Source organism: Tautonia sp. JC769, assembly GCF_040717455.1.
GTDB lineage: Bacteria > Planctomycetota > Planctomycetia > Isosphaerales > Isosphaeraceae > Tautonia.
Window position 1 is genome coordinate 99,838 of record NZ_JBFEFH010000019.1, and the last position, 20,519, is coordinate 120,356.

Annotated in this window: 14 protein-coding genes; 6 read left to right on the forward strand and 8 right to left on the reverse strand. The window is 69.4% G+C overall.

Annotated features, from left to right (window positions below; translation table 11 throughout):
- Nucleotides 1–82: 82 nt before the first annotated feature.
- Nucleotides 83–1,672 (reverse strand): thioredoxin domain-containing protein, encoded by a 1,590-nt coding sequence (locus AB1L88_RS18250; protein WP_367098116.1) that lies wholly within the window; start codon nucleotides 1,670–1,672, stop codon nucleotides 83–85.
- Between the two features lie 1,128 nt (nucleotides 1,673–2,800).
- Here AB1L88_RS18250 and AB1L88_RS18255 point away from each other — a divergent pair.
- Nucleotides 2,801–3,661: a hypothetical protein gene (locus tag AB1L88_RS18255; RefSeq protein WP_367098117.1), complete on the forward strand. Its 861-nt coding sequence runs from the start codon at nucleotides 2,801–2,803 to the stop codon at nucleotides 3,659–3,661.
- Between the two features lie 827 nt (nucleotides 3,662–4,488).
- On the opposite strand, the gene AB1L88_RS18260 is transcribed toward AB1L88_RS18255, so the two are convergent.
- Nucleotides 4,489–5,508 (reverse strand): PHB depolymerase family esterase, encoded by a 1,020-nt coding sequence (locus AB1L88_RS18260; protein WP_367098118.1) that lies wholly within the window; start codon nucleotides 5,506–5,508, stop codon nucleotides 4,489–4,491.
- Nucleotides 5,509–5,957: 449 nt separating this feature from the next.
- Between AB1L88_RS18260 and AB1L88_RS18265 the strand changes: the two genes are divergently transcribed.
- Nucleotides 5,958–6,737 (forward strand): Rad52/Rad22 family DNA repair protein, encoded by a 780-nt coding sequence (locus AB1L88_RS18265; RefSeq protein ID WP_367098119.1) that lies wholly within the window; start codon nucleotides 5,958–5,960, stop codon nucleotides 6,735–6,737.
- A 286-nt stretch (nucleotides 6,738–7,023) separates the two neighbouring features.
- Here the strand turns inward: AB1L88_RS18265 and AB1L88_RS18270 are convergent, their stop codons facing one another.
- Complete coding sequence (locus AB1L88_RS18270) at nucleotides 7,024–7,518, reverse strand: acetolactate synthase (protein ID WP_367098120.1); 495 nt, start codon at nucleotides 7,516–7,518, stop codon at nucleotides 7,024–7,026.
- 476 nt (nucleotides 7,519–7,994) lie between these two features.
- Here AB1L88_RS18270 and AB1L88_RS18275 point away from each other — a divergent pair, with 476 nt between their 5' ends.
- Nucleotides 7,995–9,320 (forward strand): hypothetical protein, encoded by a 1,326-nt coding sequence (locus AB1L88_RS18275; RefSeq protein ID WP_367098121.1) that lies wholly within the window; start codon nucleotides 7,995–7,997, stop codon nucleotides 9,318–9,320.
- A 246-nt stretch (nucleotides 9,321–9,566) separates the two neighbouring features.
- Here AB1L88_RS18275 and AB1L88_RS18280 read toward each other — a convergent pair whose 3' ends face one another.
- Nucleotides 9,567–10,607 carry a DUF1559 domain-containing protein gene (locus tag AB1L88_RS18280; protein WP_367098122.1) on the reverse strand — a complete coding sequence of 347 codons (1,041 nt, stop codon included), beginning with the start codon at nucleotides 10,605–10,607 and terminating at the stop codon, nucleotides 9,567–9,569.
- 16 nt (nucleotides 10,608–10,623) lie between these two features.
- Nucleotides 10,624–11,721, reverse strand: a complete 1,098-nt coding sequence (locus AB1L88_RS18285) for a hypothetical protein (RefSeq protein ID WP_367098123.1) — start codon at nucleotides 11,719–11,721, stop codon at nucleotides 10,624–10,626.
- A gap of 540 nt (nucleotides 11,722–12,261) precedes the next feature.
- Between AB1L88_RS18285 and AB1L88_RS18290 the strand changes: the two genes are divergently transcribed.
- The 3 genes from AB1L88_RS18290 to AB1L88_RS18300 all read left to right on the forward strand — a co-directional run bounded on the left by AB1L88_RS18290 (nucleotide 12,262) and on the right by AB1L88_RS18300 (nucleotide 15,512).
- Complete coding sequence (locus AB1L88_RS18290; protein WP_367098124.1) at nucleotides 12,262–12,531, forward strand: acylphosphatase; 270 nt, start codon at nucleotides 12,262–12,264, stop codon at nucleotides 12,529–12,531.
- A 134-nt stretch (nucleotides 12,532–12,665) separates the two neighbouring features.
- A complete protein-coding gene (locus AB1L88_RS18295; protein ID WP_367098125.1) occupies nucleotides 12,666–13,487 on the forward strand; it encodes an ABC transporter permease subunit in 822 nt (273 codons plus the stop codon).
- A gap of 108 nt (nucleotides 13,488–13,595) precedes the next feature.
- Nucleotides 13,596–15,512: an ABC transporter ATP-binding protein gene (locus tag AB1L88_RS18300; RefSeq protein ID WP_367098126.1), complete on the forward strand. Its 1,917-nt coding sequence runs from the start codon at nucleotides 13,596–13,598 to the stop codon at nucleotides 15,510–15,512.
- 260 nt (nucleotides 15,513–15,772) lie between these two features.
- Here the strand turns inward: AB1L88_RS18300 and AB1L88_RS18305 are convergent, their stop codons facing one another.
- The 3 genes from AB1L88_RS18305 to AB1L88_RS18315 form a co-directional block, all read right to left on the reverse strand.
- Nucleotides 15,773–16,789 carry an EAL domain-containing protein gene (locus tag AB1L88_RS18305; RefSeq protein ID WP_367098127.1) on the reverse strand — a complete coding sequence of 339 codons (1,017 nt, stop codon included), beginning with the start codon at nucleotides 16,787–16,789 and terminating at the stop codon, nucleotides 15,773–15,775.
- Between the two features lie 245 nt (nucleotides 16,790–17,034).
- Nucleotides 17,035–17,763, reverse strand: coding sequence for an SDR family NAD(P)-dependent oxidoreductase (locus tag AB1L88_RS18310; RefSeq protein ID WP_367098128.1), 729 nt, complete (start codon nucleotides 17,761–17,763; stop codon nucleotides 17,035–17,037).
- A gap of 605 nt (nucleotides 17,764–18,368) precedes the next feature.
- The gene (locus AB1L88_RS18315; protein ID WP_367098129.1) at nucleotides 18,369–20,255 is read right to left on the reverse strand and encodes a S8 family serine peptidase; all 1,887 of its coding nucleotides are present in this window, start codon (nucleotides 20,253–20,255) and stop codon (nucleotides 18,369–18,371) included.
- Between the last annotated feature and the right edge of the window lie 264 nt (nucleotides 20,256–20,519).

The following is a 20,519-nucleotide window of genomic DNA, read 5'->3' on the forward strand; positions in this document are numbered from 1 at the left end:
ATCGGCCGGCCGGTTTCCGGGGGCGAGCACGCGGATCGGCCCGAGGGGCGAGGCCCCTCCGCCGTGCCGTCCTCCGCCGAGATCAGCCCCCCCGGCTGCCGATGGTCGACCAGCCGCTTCGAGAAGAGGACCGCTGCGATTCGCCGGCCGGTCGCGAGGGGTTCGAACGCCCCGACGCATCGGCCGACGTCGGCCGGTTGCTCTGGCGGGCCGTCCCCGAGGCCACCCGGCTGCCGCCGGTCGAGCTGCCCGGGACCACCGGCGTCCAGGCCGATCGGCCCGGCCGATCGGCGCGGCCGGTGGCCAGCTCGGGCTTCACCCCGGCCCGCGGCCGATCCTCTCGGGCCGGCTCCAGGCTCGCCTCCGGCACCTGGATGCCGAGGAATTCGGGGCGGGGGACGACGATCGGGTCGACGTTCAGCATCCGGTCGCCCCGGCCCGAGTTCGCGACGGCGATGGCCTCGTCCTCCCCGCCGTTCTGCAGGCGGTAGGTGTAATCCTGCGGGGCCTCCTGGCGGGCCGCCGGGCTCCCCGAGTTGTCGGCCACCGAGAGCTGCGGGCCGCGAGGCGCCCGGTACTCATACAGGTACGACATGTCGTTGCGGTCGAGGATCGCGTAGATCGAGCCCGGCGACGCGTACAAACCCCGGCCGACCGACGGGTCGAAGGCGAAGTTGCAGACGCCGGCCACGTAGCCGTCCTCGGTGAACAGGCCGCCGCCCGACCGCCCCTGCTTCGGCGAGTGCTGGCACTCGATCGCCTCGTAATTCCGCTTGCCCGGCACCTGGTAGCGCGACGTCGGCGCGAAGATCACCGTGTTCCAGGCCGTCGCGTCCTCGCCGTGCGAGCAGCCGACCGTGTACATGCTCATCCGGGCCTTCGCCCGCCAGTGCTCCGGCACGACCCGGGCCGACGGCACGACCGACCCGGGGCGAATCCGGACCAGGGCCACGTCGCGGTCGAAGTCGTAGTCGATCACCTCGCCCGGCATCGGCTTGCCCTGCGGCCGGACGGTCTGGCCCCCCGGCCCGCCCAGCTTGCCGTCGAACAGCTCGACGAGCACCGGCAGGTTGAACTGGTCGGGCCTCGGCTGACGCCCCTTGACCGTGAAGATGTGGGCACAGGTGAGGATGATCGACTCCTCCGGCGTGCTCTCGATGATCGTCCCCGAGCCGAACCCGAGCGACCCGCGGTCCTTGACCGTGATTCGAACCACCGTCGCCCACGGGTCGGGGTTCGACCGCGAGGGGGCGGCCGCCGCGTTCGAGGCGGCCCGGACCGGAGGCCGGGCCTCCTCCCGGACGGGGGTCGGCTTCGCCGCCTCTCGGTACAGGTCGGCCAGCTCTCGGGTCTCGACCAGCCCTTCCCGGCGCGTCAGCTCCCGGCCCTCGGCGTCGACGATGACGAAGGTCGGGACCCCTTCGATCCCGTACCGCTCGACCAGTTCCGGGTGCTCGTCGACGTCGATCGATCGGACGGGATAACGGTTTTCAATGAGCGTCTCGACCCGAGGGCGCATCTGCTTGCAGGGCGGGCACCACTCGGCATGGAAGTCGAGGATCAACGGGCCTCGGGCACCTTGCTCGGCTCCGCCGGGAGCGGCGGAGGCCGAGGGGCCGGGGCCGGGGATGATCGCAAGCACCAAGGTCAGCAGCAAGGGGGCGGTGGTCATGCCGCGAGGACTCCTTCTTCCCGGGCAGCAATCCACCTCGCTCGGCCTGAGAGCGACGCCTGACCGCCCGTGAAAGGCAGGGGCAGGATCGTTCCGGATCGATCGGGCAGATCGGCCGCGATTGTTCCCTCGCCGTCGGGCAAGCGGCCCGACGCGGGGGGCACCGGCCTGACGGGCCGGCGCCGGGAAACCACCGAGTGCGAGGATGTGAGACGAGAGGCGATCGCATCCGCAACCCGTTCCCGATGCTCGATCCCGGATCGGGCCACTCGGGCCTGACGGATCGACCGGGGGGCGGGTCCGACCACGGCGAGGGCCGTGGTGCGATGCGCCGAGGAAAGAGGGGAGAATTCGAGAGGGGGTGCGGCATGCCGGATCGAACATCCGGCCCTTCCTTGGACAAGCCTCAGATCACTGACCCCGCGGCCCGACCTCATGTCGGGCTTCGGCACCGGCCGCCCAGAACCCCGGCGCGCTCGATCATCCCGTGATTGCCCCGCGAAGGACAGCCGAGGAAGGGATCGAGAAACTCGCGAGGGCTCAATCACGGCTGGCGGGCCTCTTTCTACTCGGAGCGGGCACGAAGGACCAGATCAGTTATCGGCCCCGGCGTCGGGTTTCTGGACGGTTTCTCGAAAAAGATCCGCCGATCCCCCGCCGGTCGTGCGGTTCTTGCCGCCATTGCCGAAGCTGTCGGAACCAAATGGCCCCGGAGGTCGTCTGAACGGTGTGGCCGGTTTGCCGCCGCCCGGTTGGTCGGGTAGAGTTGGCTCAGTCCGGCTGGTCGGACAGCGATCGCGGCACCCTGTCGGCCCGAACCGCATCGAGAATCGTTTTCTGCCTCGCCTCGCTCCTTCGCACTGCGGCCCCATCACGGAAGTCGTCTCCTGTGGGTGACTTGCGAGTCGGTTTGTTCAGTGCTTAGAATGCAAAGGCGATGGCAAGGGCGGTTTTGTACTGCGTCGATCCGATTCCGGGTCGCTCGCCGCTCCGGTCGAGTTCACCTCCACCCACTCCACGGTCTTGCCCCCCAATCGTTCCAACGCCCCGCCGAGATGCTCTCGAGGCGCGACGTCCAGAAGGCCCGGGCGGCCGACCGTCTGACTCCGATCGCAACGGGATGGGACCATGACGTTCGTCGGGAAAATCCTCGTCATCGTGATCCTGGCCTTCGCCCTGTTCTTCCTCGCGTTGTCGACGGTGGTCTTCACCGCCTCGACGAACTGGCGGACAGCGCACCAGGCGGTGACCGAGAAACGCAACCAACTGCAGCAGGAGCTGACGGCCGCCCAGAATGACCTGGCGGCCCAGAAGACCGCGCTGCAGAAAGAAATCGACGACCGCGATGCTCGGATCGCCACGCTGGACGCTCAGAGCACCTCGCTGAGCAACCAGATCGACACGCTGCAGACCGACATCACGAGCCTCCGCACCCAGGTGGAGGAGGCCCAGCGCACCACGCAGACCCAGGTGCAGCTCGCCCAGGCCACCACGGCCGAGGCCCAGCAGCTCCGCGAGCAGTTCCAGGCCGCCCAGAAGGTCGCCAACGACTACGCGGCCCGGCAGACCGAGCTGGACGAGCGGATCTTCCTGCTCGAACGCCAGCTCAACACGGCCACCCAGAACAACGAAGACCTGCGCAACGCCCTGGCCGACTACCAGAACTACCTGGAATCGCGCGGCCTGCCCGCCGATCCCGAGCAGGTCCGCCTGGCCGCCCAGGGGACCCAGGTCTCCCCCGACATCGAGGGCCGCGTGCTCCGCGTGGCCAACGACTACCTCGAAATCTCGCTCGGATCCGACGACGGGGTGACGACCGGCCAGGAATACTTCGTGTTCCGGACCGGCGACTCTCCCCAGTACATCGGTAAGGTTCGGATCACGCTGACCGAGGCCGATAAGGCCGTCGGCCGCCTGATCTTCTCCAACTTGGGCCGCAAGGTGATGGAGGGTGACAGTGTCGCAGGCAAGATCCAGCCGCGGAGCTAAGGCGGGAGGCCGGTCCCGGGGCTCTCGCTCCCAGGCCGTCGCCGCCCCCCGAGGTGGTGGGAGAGGCGTCTACGTCCAGCAGGCCCGCAGCGATATCTTCGTGGTCCTGCTCGGTGTCGCCCTCGGCGCCATGATCATCGGGTGCCTCTTCCTGGCGCTCAAGCTCAACCAGTACGAGTTCAGCGTCTCCGGCCCCGGCGGTTTCTGACCGTCGCCGCCCCGACCGAACATCTTGATCCGCCTCCAGGGCCGGCCCCTCCGTCCAGACGATGGGGGCCGGCCCTGTTCTCGTTGGGACGACCCTTGATCGTCTCGTCCCAGCCCACCCCCTTTGGCCTGGCCCTCCCCCCCTGGCCTCTTGCCGATCCTCGTCCGGAGTCGCCCGCCCTCGGGATACGATCGCTCACCTCGTCCGCCGCCCGATCCGGACCGACGCTCGCATGTCGGGGCACTCGAACCCTCGATGCCGCCCCTCCCCCCTTCTCCTCTTTACTCCACGTCCTCGCCAGCGCAAGGGAACATGGCCGAGGAGGATTGCACCGTCGCATCGCATCCCCTCGTGCCGAATTGCCCGGATGACGATCCTCGATGCCCGCCGTCGGTTGCCACGGGGCCGTGTTCTGACCCGTGCCCGAAACTCCCGAAGGCCACCGTTCGAGGCGATCGGGTCTGGGCGTCTCGACCGGTGTTCCGATCGGATGCCGCCGAATCGGGCGACGGCCGCGGGGAACCGTGCCTAAACAATAAAAAAAGGCAGGTGCCGAAGCACCTGCCCTGCAATTCCGATCGGGTTCGAACGCACCGTCAACCGCCGACGGCCGGGATCGTCACTGGCCGCCGCCGAGTTCGGGCATCTCCAGGGGCAGTTGCTTCGGCGGGCAGCGGTCGAAGAAGGAGAGGACGGCCGCGCTGCCGTCGAAGTCCTGGCTGGTCTTGCCGACCATCTCGACGTGATAGTTCGAGGGTTTCCCGGGCCAGTTGTGGCCGGCCCCCTCGATCCGGTAGATCTCGACGAGCGTGCCGCCCTCGCCCGGCGGATACGAATAGACGCGGGTCGTCGTGTCGTCGTCCTCCGGGCGATCGGGCAGGGTCGTCACCTCCGGCTCGCCGGTGATCCCGTTGGCCGCGAGGTAGGCCGCGATCGTCTCGTCGGCCGGGGCGACCCGCCCTCGGTCCTGGGGCAGGAGGCCGGCGATCGGCCCCCCGCCGACCGGCATCAAGGGGTCGTCCTCGCCGATGATCGCCATCAGCGAGACCGGGTGCGGCGGGTCGAAACGCCCGGCCACCACGTCGGTCATCGCCCCGGAGACGGGGGCCACGCCCGCGACCACGTCCGAGGCGTCGGCCGCCAGGCGATGGCAGAACATCGCCCCGCTCGAGATCCCGGTCGCGAAGACCCGACTGCTGTCGATCAGCCCCTCGGCCGCCAGCTCACGGACGATGGCCCGGACCATCGCCACGTCGTCGAACCGCCGGTCCATCTCCGGGTCGAGCCCGTCCCGGCGGGTGAACGAGGCGAAGCCCCGGTTGCGGACGATCGGGGCGCCGGAATCGTAATTCCAGTTCTTCCCCTCACCCTTCGGGTAGATCAGCACGAAGCCGCGGTCGTCGGCCATCGGGTCGAGTTTCGCGTAATTCTGGATGGTGTCCGGGGTCCCTCCCTCGCCGTGGAAGACGAAGATCGCCGGCGCGGGGCGCGACCACCCCGACGGGACGAACAGGCGGAACGACCGCGTCTCCTGCCCGACCGTCACGACCCGATCTTCCGCCGACCCGGGCACGAACCCCTTCGGAGCGTCCAGGCTCGGCGGCGCCAGCATCACGGAAGCGACAAGCGTCCAGATCAAGGTTCGGTTCCTTTAGATGTCGTGTGTGGAGGTGTCAATCTCTTGGTGCATCCTCGGCCGAGGCCCACGCACGGCCCCGGTCCTCTCTCCTAGCATCACCCGCGGGCCGATGGCGTGAGACCGCCCGATCGCGACCGATTTCCGCTCCCGTCGTCACGATCACACTTTCCGCGCCAATCCCATCGTCCCCGGCCCTTTTTCTCGTCGCGATACTGAACCTATTGACACCATGTCCCGGAATTGGTATCGTTTGTACACCTGGAGGCGATGGGGCGGGATGCCCGCCGATCGCCCCGGCAGTCGGATCCAGTTTCGGGGCGACTTGACTGCCCCGGAGTCCGGCGATGCACCCGGTGGTTCTTCTCAGCGAGGGCGGCGTTCGGCCTTTCGAGATCACGACTTACGTTCGTGCGGCCGGATCGTCCGATCCTCCGGGGGGCGAGACATCCATGACTCAGTATCCCGACCTCTTCGCGGCCCTCGCCGCGCCGTTTGCCGCTCACGAAGTCAAGGTCCGTCCGCAGGCGGGCCGACAGCTCCATTATATCACTGCCCGGACGGCCATGAACCGCCTCGACAGTGTCCTGGGGCCAGAAAACTGGTGGGACTCCTATCAGCCGTCCGAGCATTCGGTCCTCTGCACCCTGACGATCCGGCTGCCCGACGGCACGACGCTGTCGAAGTCCGACGCCGGCGGCTACGCCGGCATGTCCGACCAGGGGGACGACGACAAGAGCGGCTACAGCGACGCCTTCAAGCGTGCCGCCGTCAAGTTCGGCGTCGCCCGCTACCTCTACCGCGACGGCGTCCCCGAGTTCGTCCGGGAGCGGGTCGCCGCCGCCTCCCCCGCCGTCGCCGTGGCGGCGCCTGAGGGCTCGGCCCCTGCCCCTTCGGGCTCGGCGGCGCAGGAACCGACCCCGTCGCCCCGATCGGATCGCGATCGCGAACGGTCGCCCCGATCGGACACCAACGGTGCATCGAACGGCATCGTCGGCACTCCCCCCCGGAGCGGCCGGGCCCTGTTCGCCTGGGTCAAGGACCAGGAGCAGCGGCACGAGGTCGGCCTGCTCCCGTACCTGAACAAGTGGGGCAAGCTCCAGGATTATCCCGGCCGCATGGTCGACTGGGACAACGAGCAGGTGGCCAACGCCTATCAGGAGGCCATCCGCAAGATCCAGGCGAGCCTGCCCGACCGCAATGAGGCCCTTGAGGAGGCGCTGGCCAATTAATTCGATTGACCCGTTCGGATGAACCCCGGGCCGACGACCTGTTCGGAGCCAGCCGAACTCGCCCTCGACCCGCCGATCGGGTTCGAGCCCCTCAGAGGCCGATTCCGCCCCCCGGTCGCGGGTTTCCTCGCGTCCGCGGGGGCGTTTTTCATGGAAGTTCGCCCCGACCCGCGACGCCGTCCCCGTCGCAGGGGCTCCGCCCCGCCATCGGGAGATCCACATCATGCGTCGGAGGATCGGGAGGCGGGGCCCCCTCCGACGTCTCGGCCGTGAACCCCACGCCGGGTCAGGTCCGCAAGTCGGCCTCGCAGATCACCTCGAACCCGGTGTCGCGGAGGATTTGCCCGGCCAGCTCGACGTTGTCGATGTGCATGGCCACGGCGGCCCGGCCGTGCGGGTGGACGATCAACGGGTAGGCGTAGTGGATATTCACCTCCCCCTGGAGCAAGGCGGTGCAGATGTCGCCGAGCGTCCGCGAGCCGGCGGTCAGCTCGGCCACGAGCAGCTCATTCTCGGCGAACGGCAGCTCCGACTTCTGGAGGATCTCCCGCCCCTGCTCGCTGTGGCTGAGCATGATCCGCACGATGCAGCAATCGGCCGAGTCGGCGATCGAGAGCCCGGCGATCCGGACCTTCGTGCCGGTGAACGACCGGACCAGTTCCAGCAGTTGCCCGACGCGATTCTCCAGGAAGACGGAGAATTGCGTGATTGTCGGCCACGAGTAGCCTTCCAGGGTCTCGAACCCCAGGCCGCCCTCGCCCCCTCCTTCGCCCAGACTCATGGCGTCTCCCTGCTCAACATCCCTGGAGCCGATGCGACGCACCCGATCCCTTTGGGAGAGAAGATCCCGGAGCGGCTCGGGCTCGATTCCGAATCGATGGGACTCACCCTAACCGGTGAGCGATCCAAATGTTAATGAGCACGCCGCCCCCGGTCAATCGTCCTCTTTCCCCCGACCTCCGGAACGCCCAGGCCACCCCTTCCCGGGCAACTCGGGGATTTGGGGAAAGCCCGGGCCCCCCGGCTGCCGATGGGAAGATGACACAAGCGGATTGAATCTCCAGGGGGCGCGGGGCGTCCCTTGGGATGAGGATGGGGCTTCTGCGCCGGTGGGACCGGCGCCGCCGGAAGGTGGCCGAAGCCCCCGTTTACTGGTCCACATCACCCCACCGCACGCCCTTTTGGAACGATCCGGGCTCGACCGGCTCGCTTCCGCGAATGGCCGGGCGGCCCGCTCCCCTCCGAGAGGTGGTATTCATGTACTGGCGACTGCGTGACCTGGTCCGGGCCGGGGCGGCCGCGGGCCTGCTCTTCGCGATGGCCGGCCCGATGCTCCGGGCCCAGGAGCCGACCGAGCCCCTGCCCGGCGCCTCCCTGCTGGGCGAGACCGTCGACATCCTCCGCGCCCAGCGCACCGGGGCCCTCGAGGTCGAGGCCCGGGGCGCCGGCAACGACCGCGTCGAGCTCCGGCTCCGCAACACCTCCAACCAGCGGCTCCACGTGGTCCTGCCCCCCGGCCTGGTCGCCTCGGCGGCCTCCGGACAGTTCCAGAGCATGGGCCTCGGCACGCCGACCAACCAGCCCGAGGCCTTCGGTCGCTTCGATTCGCTGGCCCCGGCCAACCTGCCCGGCTTCCGCTCGATCGCCGTCTCCGGCTCCTCGGCCGTCGACGCGGTCACGGTCCCGGCCGGCCAGGACGTCGCCGTCACCCTGCCGGCGGTCTGCCTCAACTACGGCCTGCCCGACCCGAAGCCCTCGAACCGCTTCGAGCTGATGGACGTGGCCGAGTACACCCCGGATCCCCGCGTGCAGAAGGCCCTGCGGTCCCTGGCGACCCTCGGCACCGGCCGCCGGGTGGCCCAGGTCGTCATGTGGCACGCCTGCAACGGCCTCTCGGTCCCCCAGGTCGCCCGCCTCGCGCCGAAGCTGGCCAACAAGTGGGAACTCGCCCTGGCCGACCGCTTCCTCGAGGCCCTCGACGCCTCGACCGCCGGCGACCTCGTCGACCCGGCCTACCTGACCGCCAATCGCGTCTTCGTCCGGGTCCAGGGCGAAGGCGACCTGGCCGAGCACGCCGACCGCCTGGCCGACTCGCTCGACGGCGCGACCCTCTTCGGCCTGCCCGTCCAGGTCGTCCGGGGCAGCGAGACCCCGGCCGCGGCCGGCCCGGCCCTGTCCTTGGTCGTCACCCTGGTCGCCTCGTCCGACAGCCAGACGACCGGCCGGGTGGCCGTGCACGGCGTCGCTCGCGATCAGGAGTGGGTCCACGGCGGCTCGACCAAGCTGGCGATCGACGTCCCCTCGACCTCGCTCGACGGCGCGATCCTCGTCTCGGCCGTCGACCGGGCCGTCGCCAACCATTTCGTCAAGGTCCGCCGCGTCGGCTCGACCAACGGCGGCACCACGATCCGGGTCGAGAACGGCCTGCCGCTGACCGTCGCCTCGCTGATCGTCGACGCCTCCCCCGAGGGCGGCGCCTTCGTCCCGTTCGAGGCCGTCGGCATCAGCCCGCTCCGCTCGGTCGAGCTGACCGTCCCCGCCGCCGGTGCCCGCATCGAGTCGCTCGAATTCAACGGCCTCTGATCGAAGCCGTTGAACCTTCAAGACATCGCGTCGGCGGGATCCGAAGGGCACCCCCGTCCTGATTCCCGCCGACCGAATGCTTGCGAGAGGGCCGTGCCCTCCGCGCCGGATCGCCCTCGACGCGAGCCCGGCCCGGGGGCGCACGGCCCTCTCTGCGTTTCATGCCACCCTTCGTAGGGTGCCGTCGAGTCATCGAAGACGCACCCAGAGCCGCTCCCATCGCCAATGGCAGGTCGCGGTCGCCCGTTACGGCTGCTCGCCGACCTCTCCCCCGGAGCACGTCGCCTTCGCCCGCCAGACCGGCAGCGCGATCCCGTTGCTCACGAAGCTGACGCTCCCGTCCATCGAGAGGGCATTGACCCCGCCTCGATGCCGGCTCCTCGCCGTGAAGACCCCCCAGCGCCTTACCCGGTCCCAGAGCAGGGTGCTGCGGTACGATTCGCCCCCGAACGCGCAGTCGGGGTCGCTCGCGTTCGGGGCCTGGCAATGGTTGTAATTCGTGCAGTGATAGCCCGAGAGGAACCAACTCTCGCCCGACCGCGACTCCGCCGGCACGATCCCCCGCCCCAGCGACGCGCAGAGCCGCGCCGCCCCGTCGGGGTCGGTCACCTCGCGGAAGCCGGTCCGCAGGTGGTAATCGCCGCTCGGGTCGAAGACGTCGCGGGTCCAGTCCCCCTGGACGCGTTCGGAGACGCCGATCGTGTTCGACAGGCCGTCGCGGAACTCGGCCGGCCTCCGGAACCGATGCGCGGTGAAGGGTCCTGACTGGGAGAACGGGAACGGGGGCCCCCCCGCGCTGAGCGGCGTCGGGCCGACGTTGAACCGATAATTAACCCTCCCGAAGCCCGGCACGCGGGGTTGAGCGTCGGAGGGGCAGAGGAAGACCTCGACCGTCGTCGTCATCACCGTCCGATTCGCCCACTCGGCGACCGGCAACCGCGTCTCGTGCTCGAAGTTCGCCGCGTCGTAGAGCGGGACCTGATCCAGTTGCGCCAGGAGCCGGGCCAACGGGCTGTAAGCATGGGCCGACACGACGCCGTGTGCCCTGCGATAGGTCGGGGTCAGGTAGCCCGGGTAGTAGCCGTGGAGCGAGCCATAGTGGTTCAGCGCCAGGCCGATCTGCTTCAGGTGATTCATGCACTGGAGCCGCCGGGCCGCCTCGCGGCTCCCTTGTACCGCCGGCACGACGATGGCCGTCAGCAGGCCGATGACGAGGATCACGGCCAGCAATTCGATCAGGGTGAACGCCGGCCGTACCGGGGACGCCCCTCCGTTTCTCCCCCTCATCGCGCTCCTCCCCTCGTCAGCGGTGGCGGATCGAGAACCAGCCGAGCCCCGCGACCAGAGCGGCCGCCAGCGCCCCGAGCAACCAGGGCCAGCGGCGGGGCGGGTCCAGCTCGCCGGGCATCTCGGGCGGCGGCGGGCCGGAGTCGGGGGCCATCACGAAGGGGCGGCCCCGCGCGGGCAGGTCGCGCAGGTCCCAGGTCTCTCGCGGCGGGTAATCGGCCCTCGCCTCCAGGTCCTGGACCGGCGTCGGCTCGTCGAACGTCAGGCGGAAGCTCGACGGATCGGGACGCGTCTCGAAATCGGCGTCGAGCACGACCGTCTCCTTGTAGAGCCGCGGGACCGACATGTGGAAGATGGAGCGGAACGGGAACCACGCCTTCTCGGCCACGAGCCGCAGGTCCTCGTTGACCTGCGCGGTCGTCTCCCCCGTTTCTTCGTTGCGAGAGAGGAATCGCAGGGGGATCGCCCCGCGCCGGAGATCGATCCAGAACGTGTAGCTCCAGTCTCCCGACGCGAAGCGGACCCTGACGACGGGCACGCCGTCGAGCGTGTCCTCCTCGACCCCGGTCAGCGAGAATCCCGTCGCCTCGTCCGCGGCGAGATCGATGTAATAGCCCAGGTCAAGGTGCGTCGGTCGATCCGCGCCGAGCCGCAGCGGGGTCACGACTCGTCCATAGAATTGCTCAGGCCCCGGGGTAATCGACACGCCGTGGAGGAGCCCCGTTCCGTCCGGGGCCACGTTAATCCGATGCACGAGCGATCGCTCCCCGTCGGTCAACGCCCGCGCCGGGTCGAGGGACGTGGCGAAACTCGTCTCAGAGACCTGACGCCGGTGGGTGGCCATCTGCTCAAGCGTATTGATTCGCTCTGTGCGTCCGTGCGGCAGGTCGAAGACATGGGAACCCTCCGTGGCAATCGGATTTTCCCCCCGACCCGCGACCGCCTGCTCAATGCTTGATGACCGCCCCCGGATGTATTGGAACCGGATCGACCCGTACGCCAGGGCCTCCCGGTTCGCCTCGTAGGCCGTCCGGATCGCGTCGACGGTCACGCCGGTGTCACTACCGAGGGCGATAAGCGTCCCGACCAGAGGGGCGAGAAGTGGTGCAAGCATCGGATACGTGCCCTGCAAGGTGTGGACAAGACCGGATCACGGGTTGCAATCGGTGGAATCGTCGTCGATCGTGCAGGTCGGGAACGTGTCAGCCTCGGAGGCTGGAGAGACGAAAGGCGGTCCCCCCCTTTATCGCAAAGATCTGCCTTGCAATCACCCTGAGGTTTCTTGATTCGGGATGCAACGAAGAAATCGGATCTTCTGAAGAAAACTTCATGTGGCATCACTTCGGATCATTGCGCGTCACGAAGCTCGGGACTGGGAATCGCGCCGTGATCCGACCTGCCACCCGTCCACCTCCTGGAGCATCGCGACGCGGTGATTGACCACCTTGCCGGGTCAGGCCGCCTGACAAACCGACCGTGAGGTGTCGGCCGGGCCTTCATCACGTCCCTGGGGGAGACACGAACCGGCCCCGGAATTTGGAAGGTCTCGCGTGTCGCCTTCCGCCGGGGAGCGTGTTAATCTGGTGAATCAGGCGATTGACCCGAATCGGGCCGATTTGAGCCGTGGCAAGGTTGGTTTTGGGATCGACGATCCATGATCCGTCGCCGAGTCTTCTACGAGGGCCGCGTGCAGGGGGTCGGCTTCCGGGCCACCACCTGCCGGATTGCGGCCGCCCATGCCGTCGCCGGCACGGTGCGCAACCTCGACGACGGGCGGGTCGAGCTGATCGCCGAAGGGCCGGAACCCGAGGTCGAGGCGTTCCTTGCGGCGATCCGGGCCGCGATGGAGCGCTTCCTCCGGGACGAGCGCATCGAAATCCTGCCGCCCGGCGAACCTTTCCCCGACTTCCGCGTAGCATACTGAAACGGACCCGATTCGTGCCCGATCAGGGTGCGCGATCGGGGCCTCGATGATGCGGATCCGCCACCGTTCATCCGGCATCTGTCCACGGTCCTCATTCGTTCATCACTCACACGACGCGAGCCGAGCCCCCTCCCATGAAGACGTTGACCATCGCGCGGGCGACCGCCACCCAGGCGATCCGCCAGCCGGCCTTCATCGTGTTGCTGGCCTTCGCCTCGATGATCCTCGTCACCTCGGTGTTCCTGCCGTACTTCACGTTCGGCGAGGACATCAAGATGTACAAGGATACCGGCCTGACCGCGATCACCTTCTTCGCCCTCTTGCTGGCCCTGCTGACCTCCAGCTCGGCCGTGGCCGAGGAGATCGAGGGCAAGACGGCCGTAACCCTGCTCTCGAAGCCGGTCAACCGCCGGCAGTTCATCCTCGGGAAGTATCTCGGGATTCAGCTCGCCGTGCTGGCCCTGTTCCTGATCCTCGGCGCCCTGTTCGCCGGGGGGGTCTGGTACAAGTACGTCTACGACCTCCGCGAGGGGGCCGGCGGCACGGTCGATTCGGCCGTCCGGGCCAAGCAGGTCCTGCAGGTCATGCCCGGCCTGGTGCTCGGCTTCTTCGAGGTGACGATCATCACCGCGATCAGCGTGGCCATCTCGACCCGATTGCCGATGCTCGTCAACCTGGTCGTCTGCATCTCGATCTTCTTCCTCGGCCGCATGACCGAGGTCCTCGTCCGCCAGGCCGACGCCATCCAGGCCAACGAGCTGGTCAAGTTCATGGCCCGATTGTTCCAGTGGGCCCTGCCCTTCCTCGAATTCTTCAATGCCGGCCCGGCCATCTCGACCGGCGTGATCATCCCCTGGGTCGGCTACGTCCTCCCGGCCTTGTTCTACTGCGTGTTGTATAGTGGAGCGGCGCTGCTGTTCGCGTTCCTGCTGTTTGAGACCCGCGACGTGGCGTGACGCCCGCCCCGCACACCCGGCCAGGGCAGCCCGGACCGCGGGCTTCCCCGGACCGGTGAACGATCCCGGGGCGACGTCGCCGCGCCCCGGGCGAGGGGTCCGATTGCCATGAACTGGGGTGATTATCACCGCCTCCGAGAGGTCGCTCGAATCGACGGATCCCGCCGCGGGATCATCCACGCGGCCGGGATCGTCCAGGCGATCCTGCTCCTGGCCCTGCTCTTCGTCGTCGGCCTGGCCCTGGCGGTCATGACGGTCGACCCCTCGGAGGCGGTCGCGACCTTCCGGGGGGCGCAGAATCTTCCGCTCGCGCGCATCCCCCTGACCCCTCCGACCGAGGCCGAGGCGGATGCGGGTGCCGATGCCCTCTCCGCCGAGCTTCCCGAGCCGGTCCTCCAGGCCCGGAAGATCGCGGCCCAGGGGATGCTCGCCCTGATCCTCGCCGTCGGACTCGGCCTGCTCGTCCTGATGACGGTCCTCGACACGGCCCGACGCTGGGCCCTCGCCCGCCTCTCGGCCCGGTTCGCGTCCGGCATCCGCCGCCAGATCCACCGGCAGATGTACCGCTTCGGCCAGTCGTCGCTGCCGACCGAGGGCATGGGGCCGACCCTCGAACTCTTCTCGCAGCACGTCGACGACCTCCGCGACGGCTTCCGCGCCGGGCTCGATCAGCGCTGGCGGCTGCCCGTCACCCTCATCGGCCTGACCGCCCTGGGCCTCGTCCTCGGGGGCTGGCTGACCCTCTTCCTGATCATCCTCGCCACCCTGCTCGCCTTCCTCGTCTCGTCGATGATGCGACGCAACGCCGAGGCGTCGGAGACCGCCGATCGCAACGCCGCGATGAAGCTGAGCCTCCTGCAGGAAGACCTCGGCCAGATCCGGACCGTCCGCGTCTTCAGCATCGAGTCGGTCGACAACCGCCGCTTCGACGCCCACCTGGATGACCACCGCGAGGCCGACGCCACCCGCCTCCGGTTCGACCGCGACTTCGGGCCGGGCACGACCATCCTGCTCGGCATCTCCGGCGCCCTGGCCCTGGGGATGATCGGCTTCCTGCTGATCGCCGGGCAGCTGGAGCTCCCCGCGGCCGTCCTCCTCCTGGCGACGCTCGCCCTGATGGTCCGATGCGTCACCAGCATCAACCAGATGAACCTCGACCGCCGCCGGGCGGCCCGGTCGGCCTCGTCGGTCGTCTCGTTCCTCGACCGCCGGCCCGAGATCCTCCAGGTCCCGAACGCCAAGTTCCTCTCCCCGGTCCGCGAGCGGATCGTCCTGGAGAACGTCACCGTCGAAGGGCCGACCGGCCGCCGGCTGCTCGAAGGGGTCTCGCTCGAACTGCCCGCCGGCTCCAAGACCGGCATCATGGGCCGCGACGAGGACAGCAAGCAGGCCCTCGTCTGCCTCCTCCCCCGCCTGCTCGACCCCCGATCCGGCCGGGTCCGCATGGACGGGCTCGACCTCCGCGAGGTCACGCTCGAATCGCTCCGCGCCCAGGTCGCCACCGTCTTCCAGTCCGACCTGATCTTCAGCGACACGGTCGCCTTCAACATCGGCCTCGGCGACCCGAGCTACGACCTCCCCCGGCTGATCGAGGCCGCCAAGCAGTCGCACGCCCACCACATCATCCAGGACCTCCCCGAGGGGTACGACACCTTCGTCGGGCCGATGGGCCACTACCTCCGGATCGACGAGCAATACCGGATCGCCCTGGCCCGCGCCTGGCTGTTCGACCCCTCGATCCTCATCATCGAGGAGCCGACCTTCCCGATCGAAGACTCGATCAAACCGCTCATCGACGACGCCATCGCCCGGCTCTGCCGAGGCCGCACGGTCGTCTTCCTCGCCCATCGCCTCTCGACCCTCCGCGCCTGCGACCGCGTGGTCGTCCTGCACAACGGCCGGATCGAGGCCCTCGGCACCGCCAAGGAACTGCAGGCCACCAGCAAGCTCTACCGCCACCTCCAGTACGTCGAGTTCAACCAGTTCGCCTCCGGGGGCATCGAGGCCGGGCAGATGCAGGGATAGGCTTTCCCCACTCCGGAGGGTTTTTCTCTGTTGGGAAAGGGCCGAGGACGTGATTCCTGCGGAATTACTGAGAGCGCAGATCGGGTGCCCGGGCAAAGCTTCGGGTGCCCCGGGTTCCGCGCAGCGGACCCCGGGCGGAGCCGCTTCGGCCTGCCGCCCCCGGCCCGGGGTCCGCTGCGCGGGACCCGGGGCACCCACGGGAAAAACGTGAACCCACCGATTCAATCTGGAAGCGGGAGTAGGGTGCCGTCTCTCCTGTGCTACTCCGCCACGCGAAGCGTCAGCGGCGCCCCCGGCGTTTCGAACCCGCCCCGATCGCCCGAGGCCGGGTCCTCGATCTCGAACGGGGGCAGGCCGGGCCGGCAGAGCAGGAACCCCTGCACGTAATCGACGTCGTGCTCCTGCAGCCAGGCCAGCTCCCCCGGCGTCTCGACCCCCTCGGCCACCGTCTCGATGCCCAGGTCGCGGGCCATGCTCAGCAGGGGGGCGGCGATGCACGCCTTGTACGGGTCGAGATCGACGCCCGTCGTCAGCTCGCGGTCCAGCTTCACGTAATCCGGCTTCAGGGCGTGCAGGAGGTTCAGCGAGCTGTACCCGGCCCCCAGGTCGTCGAGCGCCACGCGGAAGCCGGCCGATCGGTAGTATCGGACGATCGACGCCAGGTGATTCGGGTCGGCCCGCTCGCTCTCGACGATCTCGAACGTCACCCGGCCCGGCGGCAGGCCGGCCTCGATGATCGCCTCGACGGTCGACCGCAGGCAGGTGGCCGGGTCGTAGATCGACGACGGATTGAAGTTGATGAACAGCCGGCCGGTCAGGCAGTGCTGCACCGCCTGCCTGATCGCCGCCAGCCGCGCCGCCCGGTCGAGCGGGAAGAGCAGGCCCGCCGCCTGGGCATCCCGGTAGATCGTCTTCGGCGGGATCAGGCTGCCGTCGGCCCGCTGCCCCCGGGCCAGGCACTCGAACGCGAACACCGATTCCGGGGCCCGGCTGTACACGATCGGCTGGAAGTGGAAGAGCAGACCGTCCTCGATCAACTCCATGACATACCGCGATCGAATCTGAGCAATCCATCGCGAGAGCGACTCCATCCGCAGCAGGTCGGCCAGGCTCGGCTCGGTCCCCTCCTCGACGAGCAACGACCGGCAGTCCTCCTGTTCGGCAGGCGTCAGCAGCCCGGCCAGAAGCTCGGCGCAGGGTTCCACCCGATCCCGATCAATCCGGACCGCCACCACTCCTTCCACTCCCGAGTCGACCGGCCGGCCGATCCGAGCCACTCCGGCCGCAATCCGAGCGATTGCATGTCCATTCGGGGGAACGAGATAGAGCCGCGACTGCTCGGGAAGCGAGGTGCGGGCGGGCGTGCATCGAAAACAATTCACCGTGAGTCTCCGGGGCGAGTCTCGCCGCCCGGGCCGTTCCCCGGCCTCGGAATCCAGGGGCACCGCGGCCCGGGGGCGAGCATGATACAATCACCCTAGTTCACCCACGCCGATCGTCAACGAGTCATAACGACATGCGCTCAGGCAAACTGGTCCACCGTCGGCTTGATGACCAGCTCCGGCACGTGGGCCCGCGGCGGCAGCTCGGCCAGGAATCGGACGGCCTTCGCCACGTCCTCGGGCTGCAGGATCTCGGCGCGGCGTTCGGCCCCCACCGGCACCGGCCGGCGGTCGAGGATCGGCGTCTCGACCTCCCCCGGGTGGATCGCCGTCGATCGGATCCCGTACTTCCCTTCCTCCTGGCCGATGCACCAGGCCAGCGCATTCTGCCCGAACTTCGAGGCCGAGTAGGCCGTCCCCCCGAGCACGCTCGCCCGGATCCCCGAGATCGAGCAGATCTGCACGACCAGCCCGCGCCGATGCCTCCGCATCGACGGCAAGGCGAAATGCACGAGGTTATACGCCCCGGTCAAATTGGTGGCGATCAGGCGGTCCCAGTCGGCCGGGTCGAGCACTTCCAGCGATCGGTTCGGGATATTGATCCCGGCGTTGCAGACGAGGATGTCGATGCTGCCGAAGTCGTCGAGCACCCGCTCGACCATCCCCGCCACCGCCGATCGATCGGCCACGTCGCACGACTCGACCCGGCAGGCCGCCCCCGCCTCTCCCAACCCGGCCTGCACGGCCTCCAGCTTCGCCCGGTCGCGGCCGACGAGGGCGACCCGGAGCCCGGCCCTCGCCAAGTCCTCGGCGATCGCCTGCCCCATGCCGCTCCCGGCCCCGGTCACCAATGCGGTGCGATGTTCCACGGGTGATCCTCGTTCTCAAAGTGATGCAAATTGAGGTGGATGTCGATGCCCCTGGCCGGGGCGGCCGTCCGCCTGGCCGTTCCGAAGCCTCCTCAGCGGCTCCCCCGCCCTCGCGGGCGAGGGTCGGCCGAGCCACCATCATCCCTCACCCCCGTGTTCGGGGGAGCGGGGGGCCGCAGGCCGGGTGAGGGGGCGGCGGATTCGAACGCCTTGCGAGCCGGCCGGGGACCCCTCACCCCGGCCCTCTCCCCGCTCGCGGGGAGAGAGGCCAATTCAACCCTCGCCCCCGTTGGGGGAGAGGGTGGCCGAAGGCCGGGTGAGGGGGGCTTGGTCCGTCGCCTCGGGCCTTGCGTCTCGTCTCCCGGCCTGGCCAGTCCCACTTCCCTCGTCGCCGAGGGGCGGGTGGCGACCGGCGAATCGGACGCGATCGCCACTCACACCGAACCCCGACCGGCCAATCGGCCAATCGACCCCGCCCACATCCTCCGCAGCCACGAGCACGAAACACACGAAGGCCCTTTGCCCGGCCAACCCTCGTGCTGGCTCGGGCACAGGCCCCTCGTGGTCATGAACGCCCTGGATTCTAACCGGCGCGGCCGGCCGACTCAAACCGACGACGGCCGAATCGTCAGCGGCCGCTTCGCCGACTCCTGAGCCATCACCTGAGTCGGCCGGAGCGCCTCGAGCCGCTGCGCCCGGGCAGTCGCCCGCTGCGATCGCAGGATCTGCGCCCGGCTCCAGGCCGGCGGCAACTCCGGCCGCGACACGTTCCAGGCCCGGACCCCCAGCGTGCCCGACCCCGACCCCGAACCGAACAGGGCCGCCAGCCGCTGCGCCGCCTCGCTCATCACGATCGGGCGATTCGGCCCGACCACGACCGGGCTTTCCTCCTCGTCCTGGCCCTCATCGGCCCCCGATCCGCCCAGGTCGTCGAGCACCTCGTCCAGGATGTCCGAGGGCACCTCAGGCCGATCTGCCGGGGCGGACGGCGGCGCGGCGGGCAAGGAGGGCGAGGACGCCGGTGGGATGCCGGGCACCTCCGACGGCGGCGCCGGGGCCTGCGGCGGCGTCGGGGCCGGGTCGGCCGGGGCCCCGGAGGGAGGAGGGGGGATGGGAGTCGTCGGCGGCTCCGAGGGGGATCCCCCGTTGCCCGAGGGGGATCCCGAGCCGTTGCCGGGCGTTTGCGTGGTCGGGGGTTTGGCCGAGGGCGAGCCGTCGATCGGGGTGTCGGAGCCTCCTGACTGGGCCGGCGGCTCCGCCGCCGGCGTGGAAGGGCGGTCGGTCGTGTTCCCCGGGGGCGTCGGTTTCGGCGTCGTCGGCTTGGGGGGCGATGGCTTCGGCGTCGCGGGAGCGGGCGGCGGGTCGTTCTGGACCGGCGGCCGGGGCGTGTTGCCAGGGTTCGGCTTCGATACCGACGGCGAGGGCACCCGGGCCGCGGCGGCGGCCACGTCGAGCCGACCGATCGTGAACCCGGTCGACGGGTCCCGCATCGCCTGGGCCGACTCGCGGAGCCACGTCTCGATCTGGTCGACCGTCGGCAGCGTCCCGAACCGCGACAGGTGCAGTTCCTGCAAGAGCAGGACCGACCCGGTGACCAGCGGGGCCGCGAAGCTCGTCCCGTCCAGCGGCGCGAATCCGCCGTTCCAGGGGCCCGTCACGTCTCGGCCGGGCGCGGCCAGGTCGGTCGCGAACTTGCCGCCCGCCTCCCGCCCCAGGCGCTGGGCGTCGGGGGCCAGTCGACTCGTCCCGTCGCTGCCGGTCACGCTGATCGTGTTCTCGACGATCGCCGTGAAGCCCATCCCCTGCTGGCCCGAGTAGCTGTTGCCCGCCGCCGTGACGACCGGGATGCGGAGCTGCTCGAGCTGGTCGATCAGGCCCATGATCCGCTTGACGACCGGGCTGGCGAACAGCGTCGGCGCCGACAGGTAGTTCTTGCCGTCGGAGATCGACAGGTTCACGACCGTGATGTTGTGCTCCTTGTGGTGGTCGATCACCCACTGGAGCGAGTCGGCGATGCCGTCGAAGCTCCCCTTGCCGCTGTCGTCGAAGACGCGGAGGGCCGCGATGTCCGCCCCGGGTGCCACGCCGGGGGCCGACGGATCACGCGAGGCGATGATCCCCGCCACCGCCGTCCCGTGCGAGCCGCTCGATTCCCTCGGGTCGGCATCCCCCTCTCCGAAGTCGTGACCGGCCACCACCACCTTGCCCGAGCCGAACCCGCCGCCGAAGGCGCGGTGATCGTAGTCGACCCCCGTGTCGATCACCGCCGCGGTCAGCCCCGCGCCGGTCACTCCGTACAGGGCTCGGGCGGCCGAGGCGCCGATGATCGCGTCGTGCGAGGTGACCTTGGCCGGGGACGATTCGGGGGCCGCGGCGGTCTTCGCGGGGATCGGTTCGAGGCCGTTGATCGGGTTCGCCACGCTGAGCAGGCATCGGGCCTCGACGGCCTCGATGCCCGGGCGAAGGTTCCGGCGGGAGCGGTTGCCAGTCATGTATCGAAACTCTCGGACGGCCGCGACGGACCGACCAGGCAGAGCGAGACGGCATCAATCCCGACGCCCTCCGCGGCGATCACGCGGGGCGTTTGCGTGGTCGGCGGGCCCAGGGCGGCGGTCAACGCGAGAAGGGGCCGCGTTTCCGTCCATTCCGGTCTGATCGGCGAGACTCTTGAGGAGCATGGCCGTGCCGACCCGGCCCGCGTTACGAGACGCCGAAACGGCGTGGCGGGCCAACCAGGCACGGCGGTCGATGGCGAT

Excerpts from the sequence above, each read along its gene's own strand:
- AB1L88_RS18300 (WP_367098126.1), top strand. The coding sequence starts at position 13,596 with ATGAACTGGGGTGATTATCACCGCCTCCGAGAGGTCGCTCGAATCGAC.
- AB1L88_RS18265 (WP_367098119.1), top strand. The coding sequence starts at position 5,958 with ATGACTCAGTATCCCGACCTCTTCGCGGCCCTCGCCGCGCCGTTTGCC.
- AB1L88_RS18285 (WP_367098123.1), bottom strand. The coding sequence starts at position 11,721 with ATGCTTGCACCACTTCTCGCCCCTCTGGTCGGGACGCTTATCGCCCTC.
- AB1L88_RS18280 (WP_367098122.1), bottom strand. The coding sequence starts at position 10,607 with ATGAGGGGGAGAAACGGAGGGGCGTCCCCGGTACGGCCGGCGTTCACC.
- AB1L88_RS18290 (WP_367098124.1), top strand. The coding sequence starts at position 12,262 with ATGATCCGTCGCCGAGTCTTCTACGAGGGCCGCGTGCAGGGGGTCGGC.
- AB1L88_RS18270 (WP_367098120.1), bottom strand. The coding sequence starts at position 7,518 with ATGAGTCTGGGCGAAGGAGGGGGCGAGGGCGGCCTGGGGTTCGAGACC.
- AB1L88_RS18275 (WP_367098121.1), top strand. The coding sequence starts at position 7,995 with ATGTACTGGCGACTGCGTGACCTGGTCCGGGCCGGGGCGGCCGCGGGC.
- AB1L88_RS18255 (WP_367098117.1), top strand. The coding sequence starts at position 2,801 with ATGACGTTCGTCGGGAAAATCCTCGTCATCGTGATCCTGGCCTTCGCC.
- AB1L88_RS18250 (WP_367098116.1), bottom strand. The coding sequence starts at position 1,672 with ATGACCACCGCCCCCTTGCTGCTGACCTTGGTGCTTGCGATCATCCCC.
- AB1L88_RS18295 (WP_367098125.1), top strand. The coding sequence starts at position 12,666 with ATGAAGACGTTGACCATCGCGCGGGCGACCGCCACCCAGGCGATCCGC.
- AB1L88_RS18315 (WP_367098129.1), bottom strand. The coding sequence starts at position 20,255 with ATGACTGGCAACCGCTCCCGCCGGAACCTTCGCCCGGGCATCGAGGCC.